The organism is Streptomyces umbrinus (genome assembly GCF_030817415.1).
GTDB classification, from domain to species: Bacteria; Actinomycetota; Actinomycetes; order Streptomycetales; family Streptomycetaceae; genus Streptomyces; species Streptomyces umbrinus_A.
Map to the genome: position 1 here is coordinate 5,215,877 of NZ_JAUSZI010000002.1, position 17,188 is coordinate 5,233,064.

14 protein-coding genes are annotated in these 17,188 nt (G+C 70.6%); 7 read left to right on the forward strand and 7 right to left on the reverse strand.

The genetic code is table 11. From position 1 onward, the window contains the following. Positions 1-4: 4 nt before the first annotated feature. Positions 5-1,036 (forward strand): P1 family peptidase, encoded by a 1,032-nt coding sequence (locus tag QF035_RS22595; protein WP_307522308.1) that lies wholly within the window; start codon positions 5-7, stop codon positions 1,034-1,036. Here the strand turns inward: QF035_RS22595 and QF035_RS22600 are convergent. Then, the gene (locus QF035_RS22600; protein ID WP_307522310.1) at positions 1,033-1,611 is read right to left on the reverse strand and encodes a TetR/AcrR family transcriptional regulator; all 579 of its coding nucleotides are present in this window, start codon (positions 1,609-1,611) and stop codon (positions 1,033-1,035) included. The genes QF035_RS22595 and QF035_RS22600 overlap by 4 nt on opposite strands. An 84-nt stretch (positions 1,612-1,695) precedes the next feature. Between QF035_RS22600 and QF035_RS22605 the strand changes: the two genes are divergently transcribed. The 3 genes from QF035_RS22605 (at position 1,696) to QF035_RS22615 (ending at position 5,836) form a co-directional block, all read left to right on the forward strand. Next, positions 1,696-3,561: an ABC transporter ATP-binding protein gene (locus QF035_RS22605; protein ID WP_307531343.1), complete on the forward strand. Its 1,866-nt coding sequence runs from the start codon at positions 1,696-1,698 to the stop codon at positions 3,559-3,561. Positions 3,562-3,708: 147 nt separating this feature from the next. Next, positions 3,709-4,935 carry a L,D-transpeptidase gene (locus QF035_RS22610; protein ID WP_307522312.1) on the forward strand — a complete coding sequence of 409 codons (1,227 nt, stop codon included), beginning with the start codon at positions 3,709-3,711 and terminating at the stop codon, positions 4,933-4,935. Positions 4,936-5,092: 157 nt separating this feature from the next. Beyond that, positions 5,093-5,836, forward strand: coding sequence for a DUF6227 family protein (locus QF035_RS22615; protein WP_307522313.1), 744 nt, complete (start codon positions 5,093-5,095; stop codon positions 5,834-5,836). 231 nt (positions 5,837-6,067) lie between these two features. On the opposite strand, the gene QF035_RS22620 is transcribed toward QF035_RS22615, so the two are convergent. The 4 genes from QF035_RS22620 to QF035_RS22635 form a co-directional block, all read right to left on the reverse strand. Beyond that, positions 6,068-8,209 (reverse strand): PTS fructose transporter subunit IIABC, encoded by a 2,142-nt coding sequence (locus QF035_RS22620; protein ID WP_307522314.1) that lies wholly within the window; start codon positions 8,207-8,209, stop codon positions 6,068-6,070. Positions 8,210-8,507: 298 nt separating this feature from the next. Beyond that, a complete protein-coding gene (pfkB, locus tag QF035_RS22625) occupies positions 8,508-9,455 on the reverse strand; it encodes a 1-phosphofructokinase (protein ID WP_307522316.1) in 948 nt (315 codons plus the stop codon). Continuing rightward, a complete protein-coding gene (locus tag QF035_RS22630) occupies positions 9,452-10,213 on the reverse strand; it encodes a DeoR/GlpR family DNA-binding transcription regulator (protein WP_269653683.1) in 762 nt (253 codons plus the stop codon). Before QF035_RS22630 ends, pfkB begins: the two co-directional genes overlap by 4 nt. A gap of 233 nt (positions 10,214-10,446) precedes the next feature. Then, a complete protein-coding gene (locus tag QF035_RS22635) occupies positions 10,447-11,973 on the reverse strand; it encodes an MFS transporter (RefSeq protein WP_307522317.1) in 1,527 nt (508 codons plus the stop codon). 192 nt (positions 11,974-12,165) lie between these two features. On the opposite strand from QF035_RS22635, the gene QF035_RS22640 reads away from it, so the two are divergent. Then, positions 12,166-13,134, forward strand: a complete 969-nt coding sequence (locus QF035_RS22640; protein WP_307522319.1) for a helix-turn-helix transcriptional regulator — start codon at positions 12,166-12,168, stop codon at positions 13,132-13,134. 756 nt (positions 13,135-13,890) lie between these two features. Here the strand turns inward: QF035_RS22640 and QF035_RS22645 are convergent. Continuing rightward, a complete protein-coding gene (locus tag QF035_RS22645) occupies positions 13,891-14,889 on the reverse strand; it encodes a sigma-70 family RNA polymerase sigma factor (RefSeq protein WP_307522320.1) in 999 nt (332 codons plus the stop codon). Positions 14,890-15,067: 178 nt separating this feature from the next. On the opposite strand from QF035_RS22645, the gene QF035_RS22650 reads away from it, so the two are divergent. After that, positions 15,068-15,586: a GNAT family N-acetyltransferase gene (locus tag QF035_RS22650; RefSeq protein ID WP_307522321.1), complete on the forward strand. Its 519-nt coding sequence runs from the start codon at positions 15,068-15,070 to the stop codon at positions 15,584-15,586. 67 nt (positions 15,587-15,653) lie between these two features. On the opposite strand, the gene QF035_RS22655 is transcribed toward QF035_RS22650, so the two are convergent. Further along, positions 15,654-16,454, reverse strand: a complete 801-nt coding sequence (locus tag QF035_RS22655) for a dioxygenase family protein (protein ID WP_307522322.1) — start codon at positions 16,452-16,454, stop codon at positions 15,654-15,656. 150 nt (positions 16,455-16,604) lie between these two features. Here QF035_RS22655 and QF035_RS22660 point away from each other — a divergent pair, with 150 nt between their 5' ends. Beyond that, positions 16,605-17,108, forward strand: a complete 504-nt coding sequence (locus QF035_RS22660; RefSeq protein WP_307522323.1) for a MarR family winged helix-turn-helix transcriptional regulator — start codon at positions 16,605-16,607, stop codon at positions 17,106-17,108. The last annotated feature ends 80 nt before the right edge of the window (positions 17,109-17,188 follow it).

Consider the following 17,188-nt stretch of genomic DNA (forward strand, 5'->3'; position numbering starts at 1 on the left):
GCGTATGACAGTTGACGCTCTGACGGATGTGGCCGGGCTGCGCGTGGGGCACGCCACGAGGATCGGTGACGGTTGGCTCACCGGTACGACGGTTGTCCTCGCCCCGGAAGGCGGCGCGGTCGCCGCGGTGGACGTACGCGGTGGTGGGCCCGGCACCAAGGAGACCGACGCGCTCGATCCGCGCAATGTGGTGCGGAAGGTCGAGGCACTCGTACTGACCGGTGGCAGCGCGTTCGGGCTGGACTCGGCGACCGGTGTGATGGCCTGGCTGGAGGAGCGGGGGCGCGGGGTGCGGGTCGGGCCCGATCCGCTGCACGTGGTGCCTGTCGTACCGGCGGCCTGTGTCTTCGACCTCGGTCGGGGTGGCGACTTCCGGGCCAGGCCGGACGCGGCGATCGGCCGCGAGGCGGTGGAGGCCGCGGCGGCGAGCGAGCCGGGCGCACCTGTTCCGGAGGGGTCCGTGGGCGCCGGGACAGGGGCGGCCGTGGGAATGATGAAGGGAGGGGTCGGCACCGCGAGTGCCGTGCTCGAATCGGGTGTCACGGTGGCGGCGCTGGTCGTGGCCAACGCGGCGGGATCGGTGGTGGAGCCGGAGACCGGAGCGTTGTACGGGGAGTTGGTCCAGGGGCTCTTGAGCCGTCCGGCCGAGGAGGTTCACGAGGCTGCGAGGGCGCGGCTCGCCGAGGCCGCGGCGAAGAACAGCCTGCCCCCGCTGAACACCACCCTCGCGGTGGTCGCCACCGACGCCGACCTGTCGAAGGCACAGGCCCAGAAGCTGGCGGGCACGGCGCACGACGGCATCGCGCGTGCCGTCCGGCCGGTGCATCTCCTCAACGACGGCGACACGGTGTTCGCGCTCGCCACGGGGGCCCGTCCGCTGGCGGAGGAGAACCCGCTCGCCCTCAACGAGATCCTCGCCGCCGGCGCGGACCTCGTCATGCGCGCCATCGTCCGGGCGGTACGTGCCGCCGGGTCGGTGGAGGGACCGGGCGGGATGTGGCCGGCGTACGGGGAGTTGTATGCCGAGGGCGACTAGGGCGCCGGGGAGGCTGCCTTTCGGAGGGTGTGTAGGCACAAGCTCAGGGCCTCGTGCTTGGTTCCTCCGGTGCGGCCGCGTTGCCAGGCCACGTACAGGAGGGACCACAGGGTCTGGACGATCCAGTCGACGTCCAGGGCGGGGTCGAAGGCGCCTTCGGCGTGGCCTCGTTCGATGAGGTGGGAGAGAGCTCGGTCGGCGTCGGTGTCCTCCTCCCAGCCCTCCCAGTTCCAGGTGGCGACCAGTGACTCGTCGAAGACGAGGGTGAGCGCGTCGCCGAGTTCGAAGAGTTCCTGGCACAGCCGTTCAAGGGCGGCGAGTGCCGGGCCGTCCTCCAGGTGGCTGCGGTCGGTCGCGGCGGCGACCTTTTCGAGGACGTCGGCGCCCAGGGCCTTCAGGAGGTCGGAGCGCTCCGCGAAGTAGCGGTGGACGGTGGTGCGGCCGACACCCGCCGCGGCGGCCACGTCGCCGAGGGAGGCCCCGGAGTTCTTGGCCAGTACGACGGCGGCGGCGTCGAGGATGGCGCGCCTGGTGCGGCCTCGCACGCCGCTCCGGTCGCTTACAGCGGTGTCCATGGGCTCCATGGGCACACACTGTAGCGCCGTTCCACAATAAAACAGAGTTGACAGTTTTGGAACATCGATGTTCCACTCGTGAGCATGGTTGCTCCGGAGAGTCTGCGGGTTCTTGCTTCGTTCGCCCGGCCTCATCGGCGGACCCTGGCGGTCGGGCTGCTGCTGGCGCTGGCCGCTTCGGCGTTGGGTCTGGCCACGCCGATGGTGACCAAGTGGGTGCTGGACGCGCTCACGGACGGGAGTTCGCTGCGTGGTCCGGTGGTCGCGCTGCTCGTACTGCTGGTGATCGGCGCGGTGCTCTACCGCGTGCAGTGGGTGCTGCTCGGCGCGCTCGGTGAGCGGGTGGTGCTGGAGGCCCGGGAGTCGATGGTGCGCCGGTACTTCCGGGCGACGATCCCCGCGGTGACCGCACGGCCGCCGGGCGAGCTGGTCTCGCGGGCGGTCTCGGACACGGTGCTGCTGCGCGAGGCGGCCTCCTCCAGTGTGGTCGGGCTGATCAACGGCGTGGTGATGCTGGTCGGCACGCTGGTGCTGATGGGCTTTCTGGACCTGGTCCTGCTCGGCACCACGGTGGCGGCCGTGCTGGTGGTGATCGTCCTGTTCGCGCTGCTGATGCCCGGCATCGCGAAGGCGCAGGAGCGGGCGCAGGAGCACGTCGGCCGGGTCGGCGGCACCCTGGAGGGCACGCTGCGGGCGATCCGTACGGTCAAGGCGAGCGGTGCCGAGGACCGGCAGGCGGAGCGGATCGCGGCGGACGCGCGGGCCTCGGCGGAGTACGGCATCCGCGCGGTACGGCTGGAGGCCACCGTGTGGACCATCGCCTGGACCGGGATCCAGCTCGCGGTGATCCTCATCCTCGGCGTCGGCGCCTGGCGGGTGGGGGAAGGGCAGTTGGAGGTGTCCAGCCTGATCGCCTTCCTGCTCTACGCCTTCGGGCTCATGGAGCCGATCACGGAGTTGTCGCAGGACCTCACCGCACTGCAGTCCGGCATCGCCGCGGCGGAACGCATCCGGGCCGTGGACGAGTTGGAGGCGGAGACGGACGGGCCGCCCTCGACGGACACGCGGGAGGAGCCGTCGGTCCGACGCCGGACGAGCGGTCCCGTGCCGGACACGAACGGTCCCATGCTGGACGCGCACGGCCCGGTGCCGGACACGAACGGTTCCGCGCGCGGCCCTGTGTTCGACACGCGCAGCCCGGTGTTGGAGCTGAAGGACGTCACGGCGTCGTACGGTCCCGGGCGGGAGCCTGCCGTGCGCGGGGTGGACCTGGTGGTGCCGGCTCGCGGGCACACCGCGATCGTCGGGCCCTCCGGGGCGGGCAAGACCACTGTCTTCTCTCTGCTGTTGCGTTTCCTGGAGCCGCAGGAGGGCGCGCTGCTGCTGGACGGTGTCCCGTACCACCGGCACAGCCACGCGGCGATCCGTTCCAGGCTGGCGTATGTGGAGCAGGACACCCCGGTCGTCCCCGGCACCATCCGCGACAACCTGCTCATCTCCCGGCCGGAGGCAAGCAAGGAGGAGCTGCGTCAGGTGCTCGCTGACGTGCGGCTGACGGAGAAGGTGGAGTCGCTGGACGAGGGACTGGACACGGAGTTGTCGACCGCTGCCGTCTCCGGCGGGGAGCGGCAGCGCATCGCTCTCGCGCGGGCGCTGCTGCGGGAGCCGGACGTACTGCTGCTCGACGAGGCGACGGCACAGCTCGACGCGCTCACGGAGTCGGCGGTCCACCACTGTGTCCGGCGGCGGGCGCGGGAGCACGCGGTGGTGACCATCGCGCACCGGCTGTCGACGGTGATCGACGCGGACACGATCGTGGTGATGGACGCGGGCGGCGTTCGCGCCCGGGGCACCCATGACGAGCTGCTCGCCACGGACTCCCTCTACCGCGATCTGGTCGAGGCGCTGCGCATCGCCGACAAGCCCCCCGCCGACGCCCCCGCCGCATAAGGCGATTGTCCCGAATCTGTCACGTGATGGTGTTGATGGCGGGCTGTGGGAACCCGGGCGGGCGATGTTCCCCTCCTTCTCCATGGATCCGATCTTTCTCCACGGAACGGAGTGGATCACCCACAACCGCGAGAACTGGAGCAGACCGTGACAACGCCGGACACAACAGCGAGGCGCGCGCTGGTGGCCTGTGCCGCCCTGATGGTCGGCGCCCTGACCCTCACCGCGTGCGGCGGCGACGCCAATGCCGACAACAAGTCCGAGGACAAGAACGGCGACACCAAGACCTCGGCGGCGAAGATCCTCATCTCCGCCAAGGACGGTTCGACGGCGGCGTCGATCAACTCGACCGGGGTGAAGGTCAGCGACGGCAGGCTGACCGAGGTGGCGATGAAGGAGTCGGCCACGGGGGCGGCCGTACCGGGGACGCTCGCGGCGAACGGGAAGAGCTGGAAGCCGAAGGAGCAGTTGGAGCGCGGGACCAAGTACCAGATATCGGCCACCGCGAAGGACGGCGACGGGAAGCCCTCGGCGGCCAACTCCATCTTCACGACGGTGTCCACGAGCAACAGCTTCATCGGGACGTACACGCCCGACGGCGGCGCGAAGGTCGGCGTCGGGATGCCGGTGTCGTTCACCTTCGACAAGGCGATCGGCGACGGGAAGTTCAGGAAGGACGTGCAGTCGCACATCACCGTCACGTCCAGCAGCGGGCAGAAGGTGGTCGGACACTGGTTCGGCGCGCAGCGGCTGGACTTCCGGCCCCAGGCGTACTGGAAGGCCGGCTCCAAGGTCACCATGAAGATCGACCTGGACGGCGTCGAGGGCGCGAACGGCGTCTACGGGGTGCAGGACAAGACGGTCACCTTCACGGTCGGGCGCTCCCAGGTGTCCACGGTCGACGTCAACACGCAGACCATGACGGTGGTTCGTGACGGCAGGACCGTGAAGACGATTCCGATCTCGGCGGGCAGCCCGGACAACAGCACGTACAACGGGCAGATGGTGATCTCGGAGAAGTTCCGGCAGACGCGGATGAACGGGTCGACGGTCGGCTACGGCGGCGAGTACGACATCGCGGACGTGCCGAACGCGATGCGGCTGACGACCTCGGGCACCTTCATCCACGGCAACTACTGGTACAACAAGGGCAATCCGCCCTTCGGGAAGCAGGGCACCAGCCACGGCTGCGTGGGGATGGCGGACGTACGGGGCGCGGGCGGCGACACGGTCGCCAAGTGGTTCTTCGACAACTCGCTCGTAGGGGACGTCGTGACCGTCAAGAACTCCCCCGACAAGACGGTCGCACCGGACAACGGTCTCAACGGCTGGAACATGGCATGGAGTGCCTGGACCGCGGGAAGTGCCCTCTGACCAAGGGGTTTTGAGCATTCGACGGGCCGTGCGGGAACATCCCGCACGGCCCGGCCGTTTTCCGTGCGTACGTTTTCTCGGTTCCCGGACATGATGTCCGCCCGAGGGGCTACGGTATGCACCCACAAGGTGACATGCAGCAACGCCGGGAGAAGCCTTGAGCGTTCCGTACGAGACGGCAGCGTACGAGCCAGCCGAGTCGCCCGAGTCTCCGGAGGAGCATCTCGCGCGGCTCCTCGGCCGTGCCCTGAACTCCTTCGAGCTGCCGGACGAGACGATACGGCGGCTGGACCGGGCGCTGGCCCACGACAGTTCGCTGCACTCCGCGCACCACAGCGCGGGGCTGCACCGCGAGACGTACCGGCACACCTGGCTGCTGGCCGATGGGAGCGCGCTCACGCTCTGGGAGCTCGTCCACAACACCGCGCCGAGCCGCGAAACGCAGCACGAGGTGTACGAGGACGAGGAGGAGCTGCGTACCGCGACGGGGCGGCTGCCGCTCCCGGCGGACGCGCCGGACTTCGAACTGCCGGTGCTGGTGCGGGTGTCGCACGTCCCCGAGCCGCTGCACGCGTACGTTCCCGACGACTCCGCGGATCACGGGCGGCGGCTGCTGCGGCGCGCGGAGAACTCGGACCGGCCGGGCGAGGACATGGCCGATCTGCTGCGGATGGCGTTCGCGCACCAGATCACCCAGGCCTTCGGGCGGCCGTGCCGGGCCGGTGAGCGGGGGATGTGCTTCTCGCTCTACGAGCACGCGTTTCTGCTCCACGACGGGCGGGAGTTGTCCCTGTGGGAGGTCGAGCACACGGCTACGCCCGATGGGCGGCACATGTGTGAGGTGTATCCGTCCGAGGAGGATGCGCGGTCGGCGATGGAGCGGCGGGCCTCCGGCGGTTAGCAGGGATTCCGGCCGGTTCGTAGTCTGCGGGTTCGCTGTGGCTGGTCGCGCAGTTCCCCGCGCCCCTAAAAAGCCGCTGTCGGCCCTGCCCGCTTGAAGAAGCACCCCGCACCCCTGGAAGGGCCCCGCCTGCTTGAAAAGGCACCCCGCGACCCGGTGACGGGGCACGACAGGTGGGCCGGGACTTCACAAGTCCCGGCCCACCGTCGTTCTCGCTCCTCGGCGGAGCGTTCAGGCTGCTATCGGTTCCTTCTTCTGGGTGGGCGTCGGGGCCTCGGGGGTCTTGTCCTCGTTGCCGTCCAGGGGTGTCTTGCGCATGCCCTTCAGGACGATGACCAGGCCTGCCGTGACTGCTGTGCCGATCGCGATGGCGAGCAGGTAGAGGAACGGCTTGCCGATCAGGAAGGTGACCCAGATGCCGCCGTGCGGGGCGCGCAGGGTCGAGCCGAAGGCCATGGTCAGGGCGCCGGTGACCGCGCCGCCCGCCATCGAGGCCGGGATGACCCGCAGTGGGTCGGCCGCCGCGAACGGGATCGCGCCCTCGGAGATGAAGGACGCGCCGAGGACCCAGGCGGCCTTGCCGTTCTCCCGCTCAGCCGTGGTGAACAGCTTCTTGCGGATCGTGGTGGCCAGGGCCATGCCCAGCGGCGGGACCATGCCGGCCGCCATGACCGTCGCCATGATCTTCATCGCGGACCCGGTCGGGTCCTGGACGGCGATACCGCCCGTGGCGAAGGCGTACGCGACCTTGTTGACCGGGCCGCCGAGGTCGAAGCACATCATCAGGCCGAGCAGCACACCGAGCAGGACGGCGTTGGTGCCGGAGAGGCCGGACAGCCAGTCCGTCATGGCCTTCTGCGCCTCGGCGATGGGCTTGCCGATGACGATGAACATCAGGAAGCCGACGACGATCGAGGAGACCAGTGGAATCACGACCACCGGCATGATGCCGCGCAGCACCGGCGGGATCTTGATCCGCTGGATGGCGAGGACGACACCACCGGCCAGCAGACCCGCGGCCAGACCGCCGAGGAAGCCCGCGGCGATGTTGGCGGAGATCATGCCGCCGACGAAGCCGGGCACGAGACCGGGCCGGTCCGCCATGCCGTACGCGATGTAACCGGCGAGGACGGGGATCAGGAAGCCGAAGGCGACGCCGCCGATCTGGAAGAGCAGCGCGGCCCAGCTGTCGACCTGACCCCAGTTGAAGACCTCGGTGACCGGCTTGGCCTCGTTGATCTGGTAGCCGCCGATCGCGAACCCGAGCGCGATCAGCAGACCGCCCGCGGCCACGAACGGGACCATGTAACTCACGCCGGACATCAGCCACTTGCGGAGCTTGGTGCCGTAGCCCTCACCGGGCTCGCCGGCCCGCTCGACCGGCGTACCGCCGCGGGGCCCGGCGGCCGCCGTGACCTCGCCGCGCTCCGCCTTGCCGCGCACCTGGGCGATCAGCTCGGCGGGCTTGTTGATGCCCGCCTTCACGCCGACGTCCACGGTGGGCTTCCCGGCGAACCGGTCCTTCTCCCGTACGGGCATGTCGTGCGCGAAGATCACGCCGTCCGCCGCGGCGATGACGGCCGGGTCGAGCCGGCTGAAACCGGCCGATCCCTGCGTCTCGACGACGACCTCGACGTCACCGGCGTCGCGGCCCGCGTTCTCCAGCGACTCGGCCGCCATGTAGGTGTGCGCGATACCGGTGGGGCAGGAGGTGACAGCGACGATACGGAACGGTCGCCCGCCCTTGCCTTCGGCGGCACCCTCGTCATCCGTACCGGCGGGCGCCGGGGCAGCCTCGGGGGCAGCGGCCGGGGCAGTCCCGGACGCCGCCTCGGAGTCGGCCGAGGAGTCACCGGAACCCTCGGAGCCGTCGGCACCCGGCTCGGCAGCCGCAGTTGCGGCCGCGGCGGCGGGTGCGGCTGCAGCGGCGGGCTCGTCGCCGCGGATCAGGGCGGCTGCCCCCGCCGCGTCGCCCACCGAGCGCAGCGCCGAGGTGAACTCGGCGTTCATCAGCTGGCGGGCCAGTGACGACAGGATCGTGAGGTGGGCGTCGTCCGCGCCGGCCGGGGCGGCGATCAGGAAGATCAGGTCGGCGGGGCCGTCCGGCGCGCCGAAGTCGATCCCGGCCGCGCTGCGCCCGAAAGCCAGCGTCGGCTCGGTGACGTGCTCGCTGCGGCAGTGCGGGATGCCGATGCCGCCGTCGAGGCCGGTCGGCATCTGGGCCTCGCGGGCGGCCACGTCGGCGAGGAAGCCGTCCAGGTCGGTCACCCGGCCCAGGGACACCATGCGCTCGGCGAGGGCGCGCGCCGCCGCTTCCTTCGTATCGGCGGACAGGTCGAGATCGACCAGGTCCGCGGTGATCATCTCGCTCATCGCGGGCTCCTTCGCACGCGTATCGCCCGGGGAACGTTGTGGGCGAGGGTGGGGACGGGGGTGCCGCGGTCGAGAACCGCGACGGTTACGGGGACTACGGGGTGTGCTGAGACGGGGCCGAGGCCGGGAAGGCTGCCGGGGCCGGGGAGGCCCCGCCTCCGTGTGGCGGCGGCTGCGGCGGGTAAGGGGAGTCCCCGCCGCATCAGGGCCGGTTCGTGGGTTGCGCGGAAGTCCGTGCGCGGAAGTGGACAGCCCGTGTGCGGGAGTCGGCGGCCGGTGCGCGGGAGTCGGCGGCCGGTCATGACACCGGCTCCGTCAGTACGCGGTCCACGGGGATCTCGGAAGTGACGGTCACCGCGGACGGGTCGAGGTCCGCCGGGCTCGGCATCACGCTGCCCGGAAGCTGGACGGCGGCCGCGCCATGGGCCACCGCGGAGGCGAGCGCGCCGGGACCGCTGCCGCCGGCGATGAGGAAACCGGCGAGCGAGGAGTCGCCCGCGCCCACATTGCTGCGTACGACGTCGACGCGCGCGCCCGCGAACCACGCGCCCTCCTCGCTGACGAGCAGCTGCCCGTCGGCGCCGAGGGAGGCGAGCACGGCACGGGCGCCCAGCTCACGCAGTTCCTCGGCGGCCTTGACCGCGTCGCCGATCGTGGCGAGGGGGCGGCCGACGGCCCCGGCGAGTTCCTCGGCGTTGGGCTTGACGACGTCGGGCCGTTCGCGGAGGGCCGCGAGGAGCGCCGGTCCTGAGGTGTCGAGGGCGATGCGGGTGCCCGCCCGGTGGGCGCGGGCGACGATCTCGGCGTACCAGGAGGGGGCGAGGCCGCGCGGCAGGCTGCCGCAGCAGGCGATCCAGTCGGCGTCGCCGGACTGCTCGCGCACGGTCTCCAGGAGCAACTCCTCCTCGGCGGAGGTGAGTTCGGGCCCGGGTGCGTTGATCTTCGTCAGTACGCCGTCGGCCTCGGCGAGCGCGATGTTCGAGCGGGTCGCCCCGGCTACCGGGACCGGTGCGACCTCGATGCCCTGGGCGTCGAGGAGGTCGGCGACGAGCGCGCCGGGCGCTCCCCCGAGCGGCAGCACGGCGACGGTGCGCCGGCCGGCCGCGGCGACGGCCCGCGAGACGTTGACGCCCTTGCCGCCCGGGTCCATACGCTCGCCGGTGGCCCGTATGACCTCGCCGCGATCGAACGAGGGGACCTCGTACGTACGGTCCAGGGACGGGTTCGGGGTGACGGTGAGGATCATGCGCGCACTACTTCCGTGCCGCCGCGCTCGATGGCGGTCGCGTCTTCGGGGCTCAGCCCGCTGTCGGTGATCAACAGGTCCACTTCACTGAGGTCGCCGAAGCGCGCGAAGTGTTCCTGGCCGTGCTTGGCCGAGTCGGCGAGCAGCACCACGCGGCGCGCGGCGGCGAGGGCTGCCCGCTTCACGGCGGCCTCGGCGAGGTCCGGGGTGGTCAGTCCGTGCTCGGCGGAGAAGCCGTTCGCCGCGAGGAAGACGACGTCCGCGCGGATCTCCCCGTACGCCCGCAGCGCCCAGGCGTCGACCGCCGCGCGCGTACGGTGCCGGACGCGGCCTCCGATGAGATGGAGCTGCATGCCGGGGTGGTCGGCGAGGCGGGCCGCGATGGGGAGGCTGTGCGTCACGACGGTGAGCGTCGCCTCCAGTGGGAGGGCCCCGGCGAGGCGGGCGACGGTCGTGCCCGCGTCGAGGATCATCGTGCCCTTGTCCGGCAGCTCGGCCAGGGCGGCCTTGGCGATGCGGTCCTTCTCGTCGGCCGCGGTGGTCTCGCGCTCGGCGAGGTCGGGCTCGAAGTCGAGCCGTCCGGCCGGGATGGCACCGCCGTGGACCCGGCGCAGCAGTCCCGCCCGGTCGAGGGCCTTGAGGTCCCGCCGGATCGTCTCCGCCGTGACCTGGAACTCCTCCGCCAGCGACACGACATCCACACGGCCGCCGTCACGTGCGAGTCGGAGGATCTCCTGCTGTCGCTCCGGTGCGTACATGTCCGTTCGCCTCCGCTCAGTGCCCGAACCTGTGGTTTCAGCGTGAGGCTACGCCCAGATTTCCGCAAAGTAAACAGGTTCGGGCATGGATGTGGGCATGAACGGACATCGAGCCGGACACGGCCGGGCATACGGCGAGGCCCGGCCCCCTGGACGCATTCCAGGGGCCGGGCCTCGCCGTATGCCGGATCCAGTCGGTCGCTGTCGTCGACCGCTGTCGTCGGCCGCTGTCGTCAGCCGACGAGTTCGGGCGCCTTGTCGAGCGGCGTGATCCCCGGGCTCTCGGCGGTCTCCGCTCCCTCCACGTGCTGGGCGGGCCGCTTCGGGAGGGCGAACATCAGCAGGAAGATGGCCGTCATCACCAGGGCGACCCAGACCAGCGCGTTCTGGAAGGCGTCGACGAAGGCGGGGCCCACCTCGGGTCCGGGCAGGTGGTCGGACATCGAGCCGAAGAAGACGACGGAGACCAGGCCGAGGCCGAGGGCGTTGCCCATCTGCTGAACCGTGTTGATCAGGCCGGACGCCGAACCGGAGTGCTCACGCGGCACCTCGGAGAGGATCGCGTCCGTCAGCGGGGCCACGATCAGGCCCATACCGGCACCCATGACGACCAGCGGAAGCGCCATCTGCCAGGAGGCGATGGACATGCCGTACCGCTCGGCCTCCCAGATGTAGAGCAGGACGCCCGCCGCCATGGTCAGCGCGCCCGCCTGGAGCACCTTCCGCCCGAACCGCGGCACCAGCTTCTGCACCGACATGCCCGCCGCCACCGAGACCGCGATGGAGAACGGGATGCCGGTCAGACCGGCGCGCAGCGCGCTCCATCCGAGGCCGACCTGCATGTAGAGCGTCCAGACCAGGAAGAAGATGCCGAGGCCGACACCGAAGACCGTCTGCACGGCGATGCCCGCGGCGAAGCTCTTCACCTTGAAGAGGGAGAGCTCGACGAGCGGGGAGCCGTCGCGCGCCGCCTTCCTCTTCTCGTACGCCACCAGCGCCGCGAAGACCACGAGGGAGCCGGCCATCACGACGTACCCCCACGTCGGCCAGCCCAGCTCGCGGCCGCGGGTCAGCGGGTAGAGCAGCATCAGCAGACCGAGGGTGACGAGCACGACGCCGACGAGGTCGAGCTTGAGGGCGTGCGGGGCCTTGGACTCGGTGATGAACTTCCGGCCGAGGATGAGGCCCGCGATGCCGACCGGCAGGTTGATGAGGAAGATCGGCCGCCACTCCAGGCCGAACAGGTTCCACTCCGTGAGCAGCGCGCCCAGGACCGGGCCCAAGACCGCCCCGAGTCCCACGATCGCGCCGAACATCCCGAAGACCTTGCCGCGCTCGTGCGCCGGGAACGTGGCGTGCACGATCGACAGCACCTGCGGCACCATCAGCGCGGCCATGGCTCCCTGGAGGATGCGGGAGGCGACGAGCATGTCCGGGTTCACCGCGAAGCCGCAGAGCGCGGACGCGAGCGTGAAGCCGCCGATGCCGATGAGGAACAGCCGCTTGCGGCCGTGGATGTCACCGAGCCTGCCGCCGGTGATCAGGCCGGCCGCGAAGGCCAGCGCGTAGCCGGCCGTTATCCACTGGATGTGGCTGAAGGACGCGCCCTCGTCCCGCTGGATCGACGGGATCGCGACGTTGACGATCGTGACGTCGACCAGGTCCATGAAGGCCGCGGTCATCACGATGGCGAGCGCGAACCAGCGCCGGCGGTCGGCCTCCGGCCGGGGGGACGGGAGAGTGCTGCTGGAAGAGGTCATGTTTCGAAGGTAGGGGGGATGTAGGCCAGGTCGTGTCCTAGTGGTGAGGCATCCTCGGAGGAGTTGAAGAAGGCTGCGGCGCGTTTGCGGGTGCGGGTGCGTTGTGGCTGCTCGCGCCGTTCCTCGCGCCCCTAAAAGACTGCGCCGTTCCCCGCGGCCCCTTGCGGGCACGTCTATGTGAGGGAGACCCCCATGAGTACCGACACACCTGCACGGCTACTTCAGTTGCTCTCTCTTCTTCAGACTCCGCGGGAGTGGCCCGGTGGGGAGTTGTCCGAGCGGCTGGGAGTTTCGCGGCGGACCGTGCGGCGGGATGTGGACCGGCTGCGGGAGCTCGGCTATCCGGTGCAGGCGACGATGGGCGCGGACGGCGGGTACCGGCTGGTGGCCGGGAAGGCCATGCCGCCGCTGGTCCTCGACGACGAGGAAGCGGTGGCGATCGCGGTCGGGCTGCGGGCCGGTGCGGGGCACGCCGTCGAGGGCGTGGACGAGGCGTCCGTACGGGCGCTGGCCAAGCTCGAACAGGTCCTGCCGAGCCGTCTGAGGCATCGCGTCTCCACCCTCCAGGCCGCGACCACTCCCCTGACCAGCGGCGACGGTGCGAGCATCGCGCCCGAGACGCTGACCGTGATGGCCTCGACGATCGCGGGGCGGGAGTTGCTGCGGTTCGCGTACCAGGCGAAGGACGGGGCGGAGAGCCGGCGCCGGACCGAGCCGTACCGGCTCGTGTCGACCGGCCGTCGCTGGTATCTCGTCGCGTACGACCTCGACCGCGAGGACTGGCGTACGTTCCGGGTCGACCGGGTGGCCGACCCGTTCGCGACCGGGGCCCGTTTCACGCCGCGTGAGATGCCGACGGGGAGCGCGGCCGAATATCTGCGGCAGTCGATGCAGCGGCGGCAGGAGACGTACGAGTTCGCGGTGACGTTCGCCGCCCCCGCGGAGTTCATCGCGGCGCGGCTGCCGGGGTGGCTCGGGGTGCCCGAGCCGGTCGACGACCGGAGCTGTCGGCTGCGGAGTTCCTCCGGGGACGCCGTGGAGTGGCTGGCGGTGCGGCTCGCGATGGTGGACTGCGAGTTCACTGTGCATGAGCCGGTTGAACTCGTGGAGTATGTACGGCAGTTGGGCGGCCGCCTGAGCCGGGCGACTGCGTCGGGCTGAGAAGTGTGGGTGCGTGTTCGGGTGCGGGTTGGCTGTGGCTGGCCGCGCAGTTCCCCGCGCCCCTAAAAACCTAGGGGCGCGGGGAACTGCGCAGTCTTTCAGCCCCTCCGGCGTTTGAGGAGCGGGGGTTCGGGGGCGGAGCCCCTGAGTCTGTCGCCGCCCGTGAGGGCAGAGTTTGCCCGCGTGGCACAATGTGCCACCCGGGTCACCCCGGGGTTCAGGTCCGGGGTGGCCCGGGCAGCCATGCCCAGGCCCTCTCGCAGCCCTCACAGATGGAGCCGAGCCCCGGCGCCAGGGGGGGGGAGGCGCCGGAGCTCGGCTCTGGGAGAGTCCCGGCGCCGGGGGGGTGTGCGTCGGGACTCGGCTCTGTGGGCCCTGGAGTCTTGTGCCCCGGGGCCGATGTGTTGAAGCGGCGGTAAACGGACTTCCGTACGACTCTGTTCGAGACCTGACCCGCCCGCCCCGCAAGGCGCGGTCGACCCCGGTCCGACGTACATGGCCCGGTAGGACCGCCTGCCCCGGCGGAGCGAAGCCAATCCTCCCGACGACAGTGAGTTTCACCGCCCGGGACCGCCCGCCCGGGACGGGTCCCGCTGCCGTCGCGGGAGGCGTCCCGCCCGCTTCCGGCAGACAGTACACACCCGCCCCCGCGAAACGGGTCACAACCGCCCGGCGCGCGATACGCGCCCCCGGCCGGAGGCCACCCACCACGGGGCGGACCGCCGGCGGCCGGAGCACCCGGCCGCCAGGGGCGGCCTACGCGGCGGCGTCGAAGCCCGTGTCGCGGGCCAGCTTCTTCAGTTCCAGCAGCGCATGCTTCTCGATCTGGCGGATGCGCTCGCGCGTGAGGCCGTGCTCCTTGCCGACCTCGGTGAGCGTGCGCTCCCGGCCGTCCTCGATGCCGTACCGCATCTTGATGATCGAGGCCGTGCGCTGGTCGAGGCGGCCGATGAGGTCGTCCAGCTCCTCGCTGCGCAGCAGCGTGAGCACGGACTGCTCGGGCGAAACCGCCGAGGTGTCCTCCAGCAGGTCACCGAACTGGGTGTCGCCGTCGTCGTCCACCGACATGTTCAGCGAGACCGGGTCACGGGCCCAGTCCAGCACGTCGACCACGCGCTCCGGCTTCGTGTCCAGCTCCGCGGCGATCTCCGAGGGCTCCGGCTCACGGCCGTGCTCGCGGTTGAACTCGCGCTGCACACGCCGGATCCGGCCCAGCTCCTCCACCAGGTGGACGGGGAGGCGGATCGTGCGGGACTGGTCGGCGATGGAACGGGTGATGGCCTGACGGATCCACCAGGTCGCGTACGTCGAGAACTTGAAACCCTTGCGGTAGTCGAACTTCTCGACGGCTCGGACCAGGCCCGCGTTCCCCTCCTGGATCAGGTCCAGGAGCGGCAGGCCGCTGCGCGGGTAGCGGCGGGCGACCGCCACGACCAGACGGAGGTTCGACCGGATGAAGATGTCCTTGGCCCGCTCGGAGTCGGCGACCAGCGCTTCGAGCTCCTCGCGGGAGGCCTTCACCTTTGTGTCGGTGACCTCGCCGTCGAGGATCTGCTGGGCGTACACGCCCGCCTCGATGGTCTGGGAGAGGTCCACTTCCTTGGCGGCGTCGAGCAGCGGTGTGCGCGCGATCTCGTCGAGATACATGCCGACCAGGTCGCGGTCGGCGATCTCGCCGCCTACGACGCGAACACTGCGTGCCGCGTCGCTTCCGCCTGAGGCGGACTTACGACGGGCGACGGCACGGGTTGCCATGCGTGCTCCCTTGCGATGGTGGGCTTGCGGGTCCTGGTGGTTCTGGTGGTGGCTCGGACACCTTCCCGGGTGCCCTGCATCCGATGGAAACAACGACTGGAATCCGGACAGAATTCCCAACGCGCTACTCGATTTTTCTGATCTTGCAGTACCCTGTCCGGCCACCGAGGGAGGGCAGATGTCGTCGGAACGTACAGAGGTGCAGGTCAGACCGGGAGTCGAGAGCGACCTCGACGCCCTCACGGACATCTACAACCACTACGTGCGTGAGACGCCGATCACGTTCGACACAGCGACCTTCACTCCGGTAGAGCGCCGCCCTTGGCTGCTCTCTCACCCTGAAGACGGCCCGCATCGGCTGATGGTTGCCACGGCCGGGGACTCACAGCAGATTCTGGGCTACGCCACATCCAGCGCTTTCCGGCCGAAGCCCGCGTACGAGACGTCCGTGGAGGTGACGATCTACCTCGCCCCGGACGCCGGCGGCCGGGGCGTCGGCACGCTGCTCTACAAGGCCCTGTTCGGGGCTCTCGCGGACGAGGACCTGCACCGGGCCTACGCGGGGATCGCCCAGCCCAACGAGGCGTCCGTGCGGCTGCACGAGCGGTTCGGGTTCCGGTACGTCGGTACGTACCGGGAGGTGGGCCGGAAGTTCGGGCGGTACTGGGATGTGGCCTGGTACGAGAAGGAGCTCTGAGGGCTCCGTACCATGGGCCGGCGGCCTGGGGGCTGGGGGCCCGTCATCGCCCCGGAGCCCGCCGGGCTCAGCCGAACTGCACCGACCTCTTCGCCAGGCCCAGCCAGAAGCCGTCGATCACCGAGCGCTGGGCGTCCAGCTCGCCGGCGGCGTCCGCGGCGCCCATCGTCACGAACAGCGGGGCGAAGTGCTCGGTGCGCGGGTGGGCCAGCTGTCCCGCCGGGGACTTGTGGAGGAAGTCGAGGAGGCCGTCGACGTCGCCCGAGTCCAGGGCCCGGTGGCCCCACTCGTCGAACTCCGCCGACCAGCCGGGGATCCCGCCCTGCCGCAGGGCCGCCAGGTTGTGGGTGAAGAAGCCGGAGCCGACGATGAGGACGCCCTCGTCGCGCAGGGGGGCCAGCTTGCGGCCGATCTCCATGAGGCGGACGGGGTCGAGCGTGGGCATCGAGACCTGGAGCACCGGGATGTCGGCCGCGGGGAACATCTCCACCAGCGGGACGTACGCGCCGTGGTCGAGACCGCGGTCCGGGACGTCCTGGACGGGCATGCCGGGGGCGCGCAGCAACTTGCGTACGGACTCGGCGAGTTCGGGTGCGCCGGGCGCCTCGTACCGCACCTTGTAGTAGTGCTCGGGGAAGCCCCAGAAGTCGTAGACCAGGGGGATGGTCTCGGTGGCTCCGAGGGCGAGCGGGGCCTCCTCCCAGTGGGCGGAGATCATGAGGATCGCCTTGGGGCGCGGCAGGTCCTTGGACCAGGCGGCGAGCTGGCCGGGCCAGACCGGGTCGTCCGCCAGCGGCGGGGCGCCGTGGGAGAGGTAGAGGGCGGGCATGCGCTCCACGACGGCACGTTCCTCGGTGGCGGCGGACATGGCGGCGGCTCCCTCGGGGACTCGTTGGGCCGGCTCGACCGATACCGTTCGGCCCCGGCCGAGGGCACTTGCTTGAAGTATCAACCTCTACAAAGTGAGGATACTCGCCATTTGTTTAACGTTCAAGGAGGGGTCTCGTACAGTAGATGCATGAACACGGCATCCGCTGACGAGCCGCGCTGGCTCAGTGACGAGGAACAGCGCACGTGGCGTGCGTACATTCATGCCACCACCCTTCTTGACGACCATCTCGACCGCCAGCTGCAGCGTGATGCGGGCATGCCTCACATCTATTACGGCCTGCTCGTCGGTCTCGCCGAGGCGCCGCGTCGGCGGCTGCGGATGACCGAGCTGGCGATGAAGGCGAAGATCACCAGGTCCCGGCTCTCGCACGCCATCGCGCGGCTGGAGAAGAACGGGTGGGTGCGGCGGGAGGACTGCCCTTCGGACAAGCGGGGGCAGTTCGCCGTGCTGACGGACGAGGGGTACGAGGTTCTGATGCGGAGTGCGCCCGGGCATGTGGCGGCGGTTCGGCAGGCGTTCTTCGACCGGCTCACGGTCGATCAGCAGAAGGCTCTCGGCGAGGCCATGCTGCTCATTGCGGAGGGGCTGCAGCCGGAGGGGGCAGGTGCGGACCTGCCCTGGCTTCGGTAGGGGTTCGCCGGGTTCGTTTTCGGGTGCGGGTTCGTTGTGGCTGGCCGCGCCGTTCCCCGCGCCCCTTAAAGACTGCGCAG

Coding starts and splice junctions, on each gene's coding strand:
- QF035_RS22660 (WP_307522323.1), top strand. CDS start 16,605: ATGAACACGGCATCCGCTGACGAGCCGCGCTGGCTCAGTGACGAGGAA.
- QF035_RS22640 (WP_307522319.1), top strand. CDS start 12,166: ATGAGTACCGACACACCTGCACGGCTACTTCAGTTGCTCTCTCTTCTT.
- pfkB (WP_307522316.1), bottom strand. CDS start 9,455: ATGATCCTCACCGTCACCCCGAACCCGTCCCTGGACCGTACGTACGAG.
- QF035_RS22655 (WP_307522322.1), bottom strand. CDS start 16,454: ATGTCCGCCGCCACCGAGGAACGTGCCGTCGTGGAGCGCATGCCCGCC.
- QF035_RS22605 (WP_307531343.1), top strand. CDS start 1,696: ATGGTTGCTCCGGAGAGTCTGCGGGTTCTTGCTTCGTTCGCCCGGCCT.
- QF035_RS22595 (WP_307522308.1), top strand. CDS start 5: ATGACAGTTGACGCTCTGACGGATGTGGCCGGGCTGCGCGTGGGGCAC.
- QF035_RS22650 (WP_307522321.1), top strand. CDS start 15,068: ATGTCGTCGGAACGTACAGAGGTGCAGGTCAGACCGGGAGTCGAGAGC.
- QF035_RS22630 (WP_269653683.1), bottom strand. CDS start 10,213: ATGTACGCACCGGAGCGACAGCAGGAGATCCTCCGACTCGCACGTGAC.
- QF035_RS22600 (WP_307522310.1), bottom strand. CDS start 1,611: ATGGACACCGCTGTAAGCGACCGGAGCGGCGTGCGAGGCCGCACCAGG.
- QF035_RS22645 (WP_307522320.1), bottom strand. CDS start 14,889: ATGGCAACCCGTGCCGTCGCCCGTCGTAAGTCCGCCTCAGGCGGAAGC.
- QF035_RS22635 (WP_307522317.1), bottom strand. CDS start 11,973: ATGACCTCTTCCAGCAGCACTCTCCCGTCCCCCCGGCCGGAGGCCGAC.
- QF035_RS22620 (WP_307522314.1), bottom strand. CDS start 8,209: ATGAGCGAGATGATCACCGCGGACCTGGTCGATCTCGACCTGTCCGCC.